Consider the following 10,742-nt stretch of genomic DNA (forward strand, 5'->3'; position numbering starts at 1 on the left):
CGCGGGTTCGATGTCCGTGCCTGGCTCTACCAACGAAGCTGATGTCTCTCTGGTCTAGTGCGGAGCGGAATGATGTTGCTCTTCGCTGCAGGCCGGTGATCTGCGGCTTTGCCGAGGGGCCCTTGCCCGCCCACCATCGCGGGACACGCCGTGAATCCATCCATGCCGCGTAAGGTCCCGCGACGGTGGGCGGGCAAGGACCTGTCGAGATGGTCGGTGAGCAGGGTATTCGACCAGGCAGCCCACTCATGCTCTGGTGCAGTGCTCTCGGCGGTTCCGGGACCATTGGCAGCATGGATGCCGCCAGGGAGTTTTTAGGATTAGATTCACGGCGTGGCCCGCAGGCGGTGAGGACGTCGCGCCCTCGACCGACCAGGCATTTGTCTGCATCGCACAAGGTGCGGCCGACGAAACTCCCGTGCTCACCGCCTGCCAGCGCTCGCTAAGCTTCGTTGGCCGTTTTCAGTAGCTGCGCACCAATATCGCGGTGATGTTGTCCGAGCCGCCGCCATCGAGCGCGGCGGCGACCAGGCACTCGACACACTCCTGGGCGCTGCAATCGGCCTGCGACAGGGTTGCGGCGATCGCGGCGTCGTCGACTTCTTCGGTGAGGCCGTCGCTGCACAGCAGCAGCTGCATGCCGGATTTGAGTTCGCCCTGCATGGTGGCGACATTGAGGTGGACCGGATCGGTGACGCCCAGCGCCTGGGTCACCACGTTGCGATGCGGATGTGCACGCGCCTGCTCGCTGGTTAGGGTGCCCTGGGCGATGAGTTCCTGCACATAGCTATGGTCCTGGCTCAGTTGCGCCAGCCGCCCGTCGCGCCACAGGTACGCACGGCTGTCGCCGACCCAGGCCACTTCGAAGCGCTGGCCGAGTACGCGCGCAGCGACGACCGTGGTGCCCATCGGCAAGGTGTCGTTGCAGCGGCGCGAGGTCTTGATGATCTCTTCGTCGGCGATGCGTACCGCCTGCGCCAGCGGGGTGCCGGCGCGCACCTCGCGCACGATGGTTTCGCGCGCCAGCGCGCTGGCCACTTCGCCGCAGGCGTGCCCGCCCATGCCGTCGGCCACCAGCCACAGCCCCAATTCGCTGTCGCCGTAGTACGTGTCCTCATTGAGGTCACGGCGCAGGCCGACATGGGTAAGGTGTCCGAATTCGAGCATGGGGGCGGGTCGCCAAAGAGAGGAGGTGCGTGACCATCATCGCGGGGCGGCCGGCCAGCAGCAACACGCCGATCGCCGATGCCGCAGGGCGGGTTCACGCCCGGAGCCTCGATCGTGCCGGCGATGCCGGCCCGGGCCGCTTGTGGCCGGGCGCCCGTGCCCGTATGATGCACGGCCCCGGGACACTGGGGACCATCTGGAGAGGTGGCAGAGCGGTTGAATGTACCTGACTCGAAATCAGGCAGGCGTTTATAGCGCCTCGGGGGTTCGAATCCCCCCCTCTCCGCCAGATTCGCATCAGCCCCCGCAAGGGGGCTTTTGTTTATGTGTCGCCGCCGCGCGCTGCTGCGCTGGCTACAATCGCCCGATATCCGTTGGAGGCCTGTCATGTCCGAGATCCTGGTACCCGTGTCCTTTGGCGAGCTGCTCGACAAGATCGCGATCCTGCAGATCAAGTCCGAGCGCATGCGCGACCCCGCCAAGCTGGCCAATGTGCGCAGCGAGCTGTCCGCGCTGGAGACCAGCTGGATGGCGCATCCGGCCGCCGGCCACGACATCGTGCGCCTGCGTGCCGCGCTCAAGGCCGTCAACGAGCGGCTATGGGTGATCGAGGACGACATCCGGCTCAAGGAGCAGGCGCAGAGCTTCGACGACGGCTTCGTGCAGCTGGCGCGCAGCGTCTATATCGAAAACGACGAGCGCGCGCGCATCAAGAAAGAGATCAACCTGGCGCTGGGTTCGTCGTACGTGGAAGAGAAGTCGTACCAGGACTATCGCGCCACCGGTGCCTGATGGCCGCTGATCGCAGGCCTGCGTGACCGGAGGCATGACGGCGGCCGGTCCGTGAGCCGCGCGCCCTGGCGTGTCGCCAGGGTGTACGTCATCGGGTACCGCAATGATTGGTTGCCGCGCGTGCCGGGTCGGGACTTCGCCGTTGTTTCCCGGCTGTTCCGGGCAAACGGGCCGCAGCGCGGACCGTCCGGCAGCGATTGACTCCCCGTTCCGGCGACGATCCGCCGCCGGTCTTCAGCGCGGATGATCACCACGATAACGCTCGAATGCGGCGATCGCATCGTCCACGGTGATCAGTGCCATCACCTCGTCGAACTCGATCTTGGTGCCCCATTTCAGCTGGTCGGCCGGCTTGCCCAGGTACTTGCGGGCGGCCGCGTCGTACCGGTCCACGCAATAGCGCACGTCCGAATACGGGCCGCTGCGCAGTGGATTGCTGGCCGCATGCAGGCCCAGCACCTTGGTGCCCATCGCGTTTGCGATGTGCATCGGCCCGGAATCGGGGGTGACTACCAGATCGGCGCGGGCGAGCAGGGCGGGGAGTTGCTTGAGCGTGTCCTTGCCGACCAGGTCCAGCACCGGCGCGCGTGTGGCCGCGACGATGGCATCGGCGGTGCTGCGTTCCAGCTCACTGCGGCCACCGCACAGTACGACCCGCCAGCCCTGGGCTGCTGCATGGTCGGCCAGCGCGGCATGCCGGTCGGGATACCAGTTGCGGCGTGCGTGGCTGGAGCACGGCGAAATCATCAGTACCGGGCGGCCGTCGTCGTCCCATTGTGCGCGTGCCCAGTGATGGGCCTCGTCGGGAACCGGCAGATCCCAGCGCACCTGGCGCTGGGTCAGGCCGAGCGGCTGGGCGAAGCTGCCGATGGCGTCGAGCACGTGGATGCCGGGGCGGTCGGCGATGCGCTCGTTGACGAACAGGCCGTGCAGGTCCTTGGAACGGCTGCGGTCATAGCCGATCCGTCGTTGCGCCGGCACGAAGGCCGACAGCACGTTGGCGCGCAAGGCCACCTGCATCTGCAGCAGCGCATCGAAGCGGCCCAATGGCGCCAGCGACTGGCGTAGCGCGCGCATGCCGGCCACGCCGGTGCGCTTGTCGTAGGCGTGGAACTGCACGCCGGGCAGGCCGTCGAGCAATTTCAACCCGGCCTTGTCGATGATCCAATGCAGCTGGCTTGCCGGAAATCCCGCCTGCAAGGTGCGCACCAGCGGCACCACATGGGTGACGTCACCCAGGGCGGACAGGCGCAGCAGACATAACGAAGCGGGCGTAGAAGCCATGGTGTTGTTAGACTCGATGGATGGTTGCTTTCGACGCCACTGAAGCGCTGACGCCGTACCGCGAAGGCCGCGGCTACGGCGCCATTCTGTTCGACCGCGAACGGCTGCGGCAAGCCGATGCCGGGCTGTTTTCGCCGCAACGCTGGGGTGACAGGGCACGGCCGGTCGACGAAGGCGGGCGGGGTGGGGCCTGGTTCGTGGATGCGCCGTTCGGTCGTAGCGTGTTGCGGCAGTACCTGCGCGGCGGCATGGCCGCGCGCGTGAGTCGCGATCACTATCTGTGGAAGGGAGCGGGACGCACGCGCAGCTTTGCCGAGTTCCGGCTGATGCGCGAACTGGTCCAGCGCAAGTTGCCGGTGCCGCGTCCGTTGGCGGCCTGCTACCTGCGCGAAGGGCTGAGCTATCGCGCTGCCTTGTTGATGGAACGCCTGGAGAACGTGCGTTCGCTTGCCGATCACGCGCAGGTCGCCGGGCGTGGGGCGCCGTGGGAAGAAACCGGGCGGCTGATCGCGCGCTTTCATCGCGCTGGCCTGGATCATGCCGATCTCAACGCGCACAACATCCTGTTCGATGCCGGCGGGCATGGCTGGTTGATCGATTTCGACCGCGGCGTGTTGCGCATTCCGGCCACGCGCTGGCGCGAACGCAATCTCAAGCGCCTGCACCGCTCGCTGCTGAAGTTGCGCGGCAGCCGCAGCCGCGAAGAGGTGGACAAGGATTACGAGCGCCTGCATCGCGCTTACGAACTGGCCTGGGGCCGGGGCTACTGATGAACTGGGCGTTGCGTGTGCAGGGGGTCGGCAATGCGTCGGCGGTTGCGCTTGGTTCGCCGATGGCCACCATCGAGCGCGCCGGCGCGCCGTGGCTGACCATCGACTGCGGCAGCGAAGGGCTCACCGCTTATCAGGCCCATTACGGTCATCTGCCGCATGCGGTGTTCATCACCCACGTGCATCTGGACCACGTGGGCGGGCTGGAACGGCTGTTCGTGGACAGCTATTTCTCCGGACGCCGCGGGCGCACACGCCTGTACGTGCCGGCGCCGGTGGTGCCGTTGCTGCAGCGGCGGATCGCCGACTACCCGAACGTGCTGGCCGAGGGCGGTGCGAACTTCTGGGACGCGTTCCAGCTGGTACCGGTCGGCGAGGCGTTCTGGCACGACGGGGTGCGGCTGGAGGTGTTCCCGGCGCGCCACCATTGGCCGGAGACCGCCTACGGGCTGCGGCTGAAAGGGGCCCTGGTCTGGAGCGGCGACACCCGGCCGATCCCGGAGATCCTGGCCCGCTACGCCGATGACAGCGAGCTCATCGCGCATGACTGCGGCGTTCACGGCAACCCGTCGCATACTGGGGTGGACGATTTGGAGCGGGAATACCCGCAGGACCTGTTGAGCCGCATGCTGCTGTACCACTACGCCAGCGACGCCGACGGCGACGTGCTGCGCGCACGCGGCCATCGCGTGGCCGTGCCCGGCCAACATCTGCCGCTGGCGGAGCCGACTGCCGCCATGGTGCCCTGATGGCGGCCTTGCTGTTGCCGAACCTGACCGCCGCGCCGATGCAGGACCGCTACGGCAGGCCGCTGCGCGATCTGCGCCTGTCGGTCATCGAGGCCTGCAACTTCCGTTGCGGCTACTGCATGCCGGCCGACCGCGTGCCCGACGATTACGGATTCGATGCGCAGCAGCGCCTGAGTTTCGACCAGCTGGAAACGCTGGTGCGTGCCTTCGTCGCGGTCGGGGTCACCAAGGTGCGCCTGACCGGCGGCGAGCCGCTGTTGCGCCGCGATCTGCCCAGCCTGATTGCGCGCCTGAGCACCATCGAGGGCATCGAGGATCTGGCGCTCACCACCAATGGCACCTTGCTCGCGCGGCAGGCGGCGGCGCTGCGCCAGGCCGGGCTGCGCCGCATTACCGTGAGCATGGACGCCCTGGAGCCGGAGCTGTTCAGACGCATGAGTGGCAACCGCGGCGAGATTGCGCAGGTGCTGGCCGGCATCGCCGCCGCCGAGCAGGCCGGCTTCCAGCGCCTGAAGATCAACTGCGTGGTGCAGCGCGGCGTCAACGAAGATCAGGTGCTGCCCCTGGTGGAGCACTTCCGTGGCAGCGGCCACGTGCTGCGCTTCATCGAGTTCATGGATGTGGGCAGCTGCAATGGCTGGACGGCCGATGCGGTGGTGACCTCCGCGCAACTGCACGCGCGTATCCACGCGCGTTGGCCGCTGGTGCCGCTGGATGCCAATTACACCGGCGAAGTGGCGCAGCGGCATGCATTTGCCGATGGCGCGGGCGAGGTGGGTTTTGTCAGTTCGGTCAGCGTGCCGTTCTGCGGCGATTGTCAGCGTGCACGCGTGTCGGCCGACGGGCAGTTGTATACCTGCCTGTTCGCCAGCCAGGGACATGACCTCAAGCCGGCCTTGGCCGAGGGCGAGCATGGACTGTCCGAGCATCTGCGCGCGCGCTGGAGCGTGCGTGGCGATCGCTACAGCGAAGTGCGTGCATTGACCCCACGGCGCGGCAAGCCGGTCGAAATGTTTTTGATCGGCGGGTAGGGAATGCGGTTCCATCGAGGCGCCGCGTTCACCGAGAATGCCGCATCCTGAGCGCCTGTCATCGTGTCGTTTCCCATGCCCGCAAACTCCCGTTCCGCACGCCTGACCCACCTGGACGCTTCCGGACTGCCCACGATGGTGGATGTCTCGGACAAGGCGGTCGCCGCGCGCAGCGCCACCGCCCAGAGCCGGGTGCGTTTTCCGGCCGCTGTCGCCGCGCAGCTGCGCGCCAATGGCTTGCGCAGCGCCAAGGGCGGCATCGTTGAAACGGCGGTGATCGCCGGCACCATGGCGGTCAAGCGCACCCACGAGTTGATTCCGTTCTGCCATCCATTGCCGATCGACGCGTGCCGCTTCGAGATCGACTGGGCGGGCGAGCAGGTGCTGGACATCCATTGCACGGTGCGTTGCGTGCATCGCACCGGCGTGGAAATGGAAGCGCTCACCGGTGCCAGCGTGGCGGCCTTGACGGTCTATGACATGTGCAAGGCGTTGTCGCACAGCATGAGCATCGGCCCGACCAAGTTGGTGTCCAAGCGCGGCGGCAAGCGCGATATCGGAGCAAGACAATGAGCGCCACGGTGACGGTGCTGTATTTCGCCAGCCTGCGTGAGGCGGCGGGCATTGCCAGCGAGCAGGTGCAATCAGCGGCGCAGGACCTGCGCGCGCTGTATGCCGAACTCGAGACGCGTCACGGCCTGCGCTGGACGCCGGCGCAGCTGCGCGTGGCGGTGGATGGCGCATTCGCGCGCTGGGAGGATGGCGTGCGCGATGGCAGTGAAATCGTATTTATTCCGCCGGTGTCGGGAGGTTGAGCATGAGCGAGCAGACAACCGCCCTCTTCGCGCTGTCCGATGTGCCATTGCCGGTCGACAGCTTGCGCGCCGCGCTGGAGCACCCGCACGCCGGCGCGTTCGCCAGTTTCGAAGGCTGGGTACGCAATCACAATGAAGGCCGCAGCGTGGCCGGGCTGCGCTACGAAGCCTATGCCGCACTTGCCCAGGCCGAAGGCCAGCGCGTGCTCGACGAGGCGATGCACCGGTTTGCCATCGTCAATGCCTACTGCGTGCACCGCGTGGGCGAGCTGCGCATCGGCGACATGGCGGTGTGGGTCGGGGTCAGCGCGGCGCATCGCGGCGCCGCATTCGATGCCTGCCGCTTCATCATCGACGAGGTCAAGGCACGCGTGCCGATCTGGAAGCACGAGCATTATCTTGAAGGCGACGCGGGCTGGCTGCATCCGGAATCGCAGGCGCAGTAGACGCTTGCAACTCAAGCGCTGCGGGGAACCCAGGGAGTTGGGGTGGTGTCCCCGCCGGTTGACCTCGGCGCCCGCATCAATCGATACCGTTGCTGCCTTCCGGCCCTGGCGGGATTTTCGATCTAGCGTCGCGAGGGACCGACGGGGCCACCATAAGACGTGGGCCACTGGCGCGGCCCTGGATCCATGCAAGCGCGTTGCAGGATCATGAAACTGGCGGAGAGAGGGGGATTCGAACCCCCGAAGCGCGGTTTAGACGCTTACACACTTTCCAGGCGTGCTCCTTCAACCACTCGGACACCTCTCCGTACCTGCCGTGCGACTGGGTCGTCGGCAGGAGCGGGATTCTAGCCGCCGCGGGCGCCATTAACAAGGTAAGTGATCCGCCGGGCCGGCACGACGCTGCCAGCGCGGCTGTCTGGCCGGTCACCGACCCTGCTGCGGCGGTCCACCGGTCCGGGCGGCGGCGGGCACGACGGCCGCTGAACGACCCACTTGACGCGCCGTGGCACAATATCGGTTCAGAGGAAGCTGGTTGCCCGATGTCTTATCTCGTTCTCGCCCGAAAGTGGCGCCCGAAGCGTTTTGCCGAACTCGTAGGCCAGGAACACGTGGTCCGCGCGCTCAGTAACGCGCTCGACAGTGGGCGGGTGCACCACGCGTTCTTGTTCACCGGCACCCGCGGCGTGGGCAAGACCACGATTGCGCGCATTTTCGCCAAGTCGCTGAACTGCGAGACCGGCACTAGTGCCGATCCGTGCGGCCAGTGCCCGGCCTGCCTGGATATCGACGCCGGCCGCTATATCGACCTGCTGGAAATCGACGCCGCGTCCAACACCGGCGTGGACGATGTGCGCGAGGTGATCGAGAACGCGCAGTACATGCCCTCGCGCGGCAAGTTCAAGGTCTATCTGATCGACGAAGTGCACATGCTCTCCAAGGCGGCGTTCAATGCGCTGCTGAAGACGCTGGAAGAGCCGCCGGAGCACGTGAAGTTCCTGCTGGCCACCACCGACCCGCAGAAGCTGCCGGTGACCGTGCTGTCGCGCTGCCTGCAGTTCAACCTCAAGCGGCTGGACGAGGACCAGATCCAGGGCCAGATGACCCGGATCCTGGCCGCCGAGCAGATCGAGTCGGATCCGTCGGCGATCGTGCAGCTGTCCAAGGCCGCCGACGGCTCGCTGCGCGATGGCCTGTCGCTGCTCGACCAGGCCATTGCCTATGCCGGCGGTGCACTGCGCGAGGAGGTGGTGCGCACCATGCTCGGCACGGTCGATCGCACCCAGGTCGGGGCGATGCTGCAGTCGCTGGCCGATGGCGATGGCGCGCGCCTGATGCAGGTGGTTGCGGCGCTGGCCGAATTCTCGCCCGACTGGAGCGGCGTGCTGGAGGCGCTGGCCGAGGCCTTGCACCGCATCCAGGTGCAGCAGTTGGTGCCGTCGGTGGCCTTTGTCGGCGATGGCATCGACCCGACCGCCTATGCCGCGCAGCTGCGTCCGGAAGTGGTGCAGCTGTGGTACCAGATGGCGCTCAACGGCCGCCGCGATCTGTATCTGGCGCCGAGTCCGCGCGCCGGGTTCGAGATGGCGGTGCTGCGCATGCTGGCCTTCCGCCCTGCGGCGGCGGTGCCGGCTGGCGGCAGTGACGATGGACGTGGTGCCAATGCCGGCGGTCACGCGCGTTCTGCGGCAACTGGCGTGCAGGCCGCCGCACCGGTGGCAGCCGCGCCTGCGCCTGCAGCCGTGGGACAGCCGGCAGGGTTGAAGGAAGCCGTACCTGCTGCCGTGGCTGCGGTCGTCGCACCGGCCCCGGCCACTGCTGCGCCAGCCCCCGTCGTGGTATTGCCCGCTGTGGAAGCAGCGACCGATAGCCGCCCAGCGACAGCGTCAGCGCGCAGCGACGACACGCCGCCTTGGGCGATGGACGATGCGCCGGTGCGCGCCAGCGCTGCCCCGGTCCCCGCAGCGGCGCGTGCGCCTGCGCCGGAAGCGGCAATGGCGCCACCCGTGCCAGCCGATACGGCATTGCCCGCTGCGGTTGCGCCCGACGCTGCCGTGGCAGTTCCTGCCGCCGCCGTGGCTCCTGCATCTGCAGCGCCGGTGCTGCAGATGCCACCGGCGGCTGCGCCCTCGGCGCCGGCGCCGGCAACCGAGCCGTCGGTCCTGCTCGACGACGGCCGCATCGCCGACGCCGAGCAGTGGCTGGAGCTGGTTACCCGCAGTGGCCTGAACGGTCCCTCGCGACAGCTCGCTGCCAATGCCGCCTTCCTCGGCCATCGCGACGGCGTACTGCGTCTGGCGCTGGCGCCGGGCTTCGAATACCTCAATTCCGAGCGTTCTATCGCCAACCTTGCGCAGGCACTCGCGCCCGAGTTGGGAAATACGCCGCGCATCGTCATCGAAACCGGCAACGCCGATGTCGAGACCCTGCACGAGCGGGCCAATCGCCAGAAAGGCGAGCGCCAGAGCGCGGCCGAAACAGCATTCATGAACGACCCGAATGTGCAGCAGCTGATCCAGCAGCAAGGCGCGCGGGTCGTCCCCGATTCCATCCGCCCTTACGACGAGTAACGAGACATGCGTGGGAACATTGCCCAATTGATGCAGCAGGCGCAGAAGATGCAGGAAAACCTGCAACGCGCCCAGGAAGAACTGGCCAAGCTGGAAGTCACCGGCACCGCCGGCGGCGGCATGGTCAGCGTGACGCTGACCGGCGCCAAGGAGTGCCGCAAGGTCCGTATCGACCCGAGCATCCTCTCCGACCAGGAAATGGCCGAGGACCTGATCGCCGCCGCCTTCAACGATGCCTCCAACAAGATCGACGCCGAGTCCAAGGACCGCATGGGCTCGGCCACCGCCGGCATGCAGCTGCCGCCGGGCATGAAGTTGCCGTTCTGAGCGGCGCGGAATCGGGAGTGGGGAATCGGGAATCGTAAGAGCGAGATTGTCTTTGGCTTTTGCGATTCCCCAATCCCGATTCCCGATTCCCAACCCAATGTCCTCTCTTCTCGAACAACTGATCGAGGCCTTCCGGGTGTTGCCGGGTGTGGGCCAGAAATCGGCGCAGCGCATGGCCTACCACGTGCTCGAACGCGAGCGCGAGGGTGGGCGTCGGCTGGCTGCCGCGTTGGCCAATGCGGTGGAGAAGGTCGGCCATTGTGTGCAATGCCGCGACTTCACCGAGTCGGAGATCTGCGCGATCTGTGCCAGCAGCAGTCGCGACCGGCAGCAGCTGTGCGTGGTGGAATCGCCGGCCGATCGCCTGGCGATCGAACACGCCACCGGCTACCGCGGGCTGTACTTCATCCTGCAGGGCCGGCTGTCGCCGCTGGATGGCATCGGCCCGCGCGAGCTGGGGCTGGACCGGCTCGGCGAGCGTCTGGCTACCGGTGAAGTCACCGAAATGATCATCGCCACCAATGCCACCGTGGAAGGCGAGGCGACCGCGCATTACCTGGCGCAGCTGGCCCGCCAGCATGCGGTGCGCCCGAGCCGGCTCGCGCAGGGCATGCCGCTGGGGGGCGAGCTGGAATACGTGGATCGCGGCACCTTGTCGCATGCCTTTGGCACCCGCAGTGAGGTGCTTTGAGCGCCGTGATTGGGGAGTCGGGATTGGGGATTGGTAAGAGCGAAAAGCGGAGGCATGCGCGGTAAGCTCTTGCCAATCCCCACTGACCAATCCCCAATCC

The 10,742-nt window shown here is 67.1% G+C and carries 12 protein-coding genes, 2 tRNA genes and 1 other RNA gene; 11 read left to right on the plus strand and 4 right to left on the minus strand.

The features are described 5' to 3' along the window. Positions 1-462: 462 nt before the first annotated feature. Entirely contained in the window at positions 463-1,167 is a 705-nt protein-coding gene (locus tag EO170_RS03325; protein WP_024938430.1) for a PP2C family serine/threonine-protein phosphatase, read from the minus strand. Between the two features lie 198 nt (positions 1,168-1,365). Here EO170_RS03325 and EO170_RS03330 point away from each other — a divergent pair. Beyond that, positions 1,366-1,456, plus strand: a tRNA-Ser gene (locus EO170_RS03330). Positions 1,457-1,554: 98 nt separating this feature from the next. Further along, a complete protein-coding gene (locus EO170_RS03335) occupies positions 1,555-1,959 on the plus strand; it encodes a DUF6165 family protein (RefSeq protein WP_104582314.1) in 405 nt (134 codons plus the stop codon). A gap of 234 nt (positions 1,960-2,193) precedes the next feature. Here the strand turns inward: EO170_RS03335 and EO170_RS03340 are convergent, their stop codons facing one another. Then, complete coding sequence (locus EO170_RS03340; RefSeq protein WP_126942448.1) at positions 2,194-3,243, minus strand: glycosyltransferase family 9 protein; 1,050 nt, start codon at positions 3,241-3,243, stop codon at positions 2,194-2,196. A gap of 20 nt (positions 3,244-3,263) precedes the next feature. Between EO170_RS03340 and EO170_RS03345 the strand changes: the two genes are divergently transcribed. The 6 genes from EO170_RS03345 to EO170_RS03370 all read left to right on the plus strand — a co-directional run bounded on the left by EO170_RS03345 (position 3,264) and on the right by EO170_RS03370 (position 7,054). Further along, positions 3,264-4,013 (plus strand): 3-deoxy-D-manno-octulosonic acid kinase, encoded by a 750-nt coding sequence (locus tag EO170_RS03345; RefSeq protein WP_104582316.1) that lies wholly within the window; start codon positions 3,264-3,266, stop codon positions 4,011-4,013. After that, positions 4,013-4,762 carry an MBL fold metallo-hydrolase gene (locus EO170_RS03350; RefSeq protein WP_126942451.1) on the plus strand — a complete coding sequence of 250 codons (750 nt, stop codon included), beginning with the start codon at positions 4,013-4,015 and terminating at the stop codon, positions 4,760-4,762. Before EO170_RS03345 ends, EO170_RS03350 begins: the two co-directional genes overlap by 1 nt. After that, the gene (gene moaA / locus EO170_RS03355) at positions 4,762-5,793 is read left to right on the plus strand and encodes a GTP 3',8-cyclase MoaA (RefSeq protein WP_126942454.1); all 1,032 of its coding nucleotides are present in this window, start codon (positions 4,762-4,764) and stop codon (positions 5,791-5,793) included. The genes EO170_RS03350 and moaA overlap by 1 nt, the downstream gene beginning before the upstream one ends. Before the next feature lie 75 nt (positions 5,794-5,868). Then, entirely contained in the window at positions 5,869-6,366 is a 498-nt protein-coding gene (gene moaC, locus EO170_RS03360; protein ID WP_126942457.1) for a cyclic pyranopterin monophosphate synthase MoaC, read from the plus strand. Continuing rightward, positions 6,363-6,608, plus strand: a complete 246-nt coding sequence (locus tag EO170_RS03365) for a MoaD/ThiS family protein (RefSeq protein ID WP_104582320.1) — start codon at positions 6,363-6,365, stop codon at positions 6,606-6,608. Before moaC ends, EO170_RS03365 begins: the two co-directional genes overlap by 4 nt. Next, complete coding sequence (locus tag EO170_RS03370) at positions 6,605-7,054, plus strand: molybdenum cofactor biosynthesis protein MoaE (protein ID WP_104582321.1); 450 nt, start codon at positions 6,605-6,607, stop codon at positions 7,052-7,054. Before EO170_RS03365 ends, EO170_RS03370 begins: the two co-directional genes overlap by 4 nt. Positions 7,055-7,102: 48 nt before the next feature. Here EO170_RS03370 and ffs read toward each other — a convergent pair. Both ffs and EO170_RS03380 read right to left on the minus strand, forming a co-directional pair. Then, positions 7,103-7,199: signal recognition particle sRNA small type (gene ffs, locus EO170_RS03375), an RNA gene on the minus strand. 69 nt (positions 7,200-7,268) lie between these two features. Next, positions 7,269-7,361: transfer RNA gene (locus EO170_RS03380), tRNA-Ser, on the minus strand. Positions 7,362-7,596: 235 nt separating this feature from the next. Between EO170_RS03380 and dnaX the strand changes: the two genes are divergently transcribed. The 3 genes from dnaX to recR all read left to right on the plus strand — a co-directional run bounded on the left by dnaX (position 7,597) and on the right by recR (position 10,642). After that, complete coding sequence (dnaX, locus tag EO170_RS03385) at positions 7,597-9,624, plus strand: DNA polymerase III subunit gamma/tau (RefSeq protein WP_126942463.1); 2,028 nt, start codon at positions 7,597-7,599, stop codon at positions 9,622-9,624. A 6-nt stretch (positions 9,625-9,630) separates the two neighbouring features. Then, positions 9,631-9,951: a YbaB/EbfC family nucleoid-associated protein gene (locus tag EO170_RS03390; protein WP_005913896.1), complete on the plus strand. Its 321-nt coding sequence runs from the start codon at positions 9,631-9,633 to the stop codon at positions 9,949-9,951. Between the two features lie 97 nt (positions 9,952-10,048). Then, the gene (gene recR / locus EO170_RS03395; protein ID WP_119130890.1) at positions 10,049-10,642 is read left to right on the plus strand and encodes a recombination mediator RecR; all 594 of its coding nucleotides are present in this window, start codon (positions 10,049-10,051) and stop codon (positions 10,640-10,642) included. Positions 10,643-10,742 lie beyond the last annotated feature (100 nt).

Origin of the sequence: Xanthomonas sp. BRIP62409 (assembly GCF_003992965.1) — a bacterium.
Classification (GTDB): domain Bacteria; phylum Pseudomonadota; class Gammaproteobacteria; order Xanthomonadales; family Xanthomonadaceae; genus Xanthomonas; species Xanthomonas euroxanthea.

Bases quoted from the DNA above. Each gene is read 5' to 3' on its own strand.
- EO170_RS03325 (WP_024938430.1), bottom strand. From the start codon at position 1,167: ATGCTCGAATTCGGACACCTTACCCATGTCGGCCTGCGCCGTGACCTC.
- EO170_RS03335 (WP_104582314.1), top strand. From the start codon at position 1,555: ATGTCCGAGATCCTGGTACCCGTGTCCTTTGGCGAGCTGCTCGACAAG.
- EO170_RS03340 (WP_126942448.1), bottom strand. From the start codon at position 3,243: ATGGCTTCTACGCCCGCTTCGTTATGTCTGCTGCGCCTGTCCGCCCTG.
- EO170_RS03345 (WP_104582316.1), top strand. From the start codon at position 3,264: ATGGTTGCTTTCGACGCCACTGAAGCGCTGACGCCGTACCGCGAAGGC.
- EO170_RS03350 (WP_126942451.1), top strand. From the start codon at position 4,013: ATGAACTGGGCGTTGCGTGTGCAGGGGGTCGGCAATGCGTCGGCGGTT.
- moaA (WP_126942454.1), top strand. From the start codon at position 4,762: ATGGCGGCCTTGCTGTTGCCGAACCTGACCGCCGCGCCGATGCAGGAC.
- moaC (WP_126942457.1), top strand. From the start codon at position 5,869: ATGCCCGCAAACTCCCGTTCCGCACGCCTGACCCACCTGGACGCTTCC.
- EO170_RS03365 (WP_104582320.1), top strand. From the start codon at position 6,363: ATGAGCGCCACGGTGACGGTGCTGTATTTCGCCAGCCTGCGTGAGGCG.
- dnaX (WP_126942463.1), top strand. From the start codon at position 7,597: ATGTCTTATCTCGTTCTCGCCCGAAAGTGGCGCCCGAAGCGTTTTGCC.
- EO170_RS03390 (WP_005913896.1), top strand. From the start codon at position 9,631: ATGCGTGGGAACATTGCCCAATTGATGCAGCAGGCGCAGAAGATGCAG.
- recR (WP_119130890.1), top strand. From the start codon at position 10,049: ATGTCCTCTCTTCTCGAACAACTGATCGAGGCCTTCCGGGTGTTGCCG.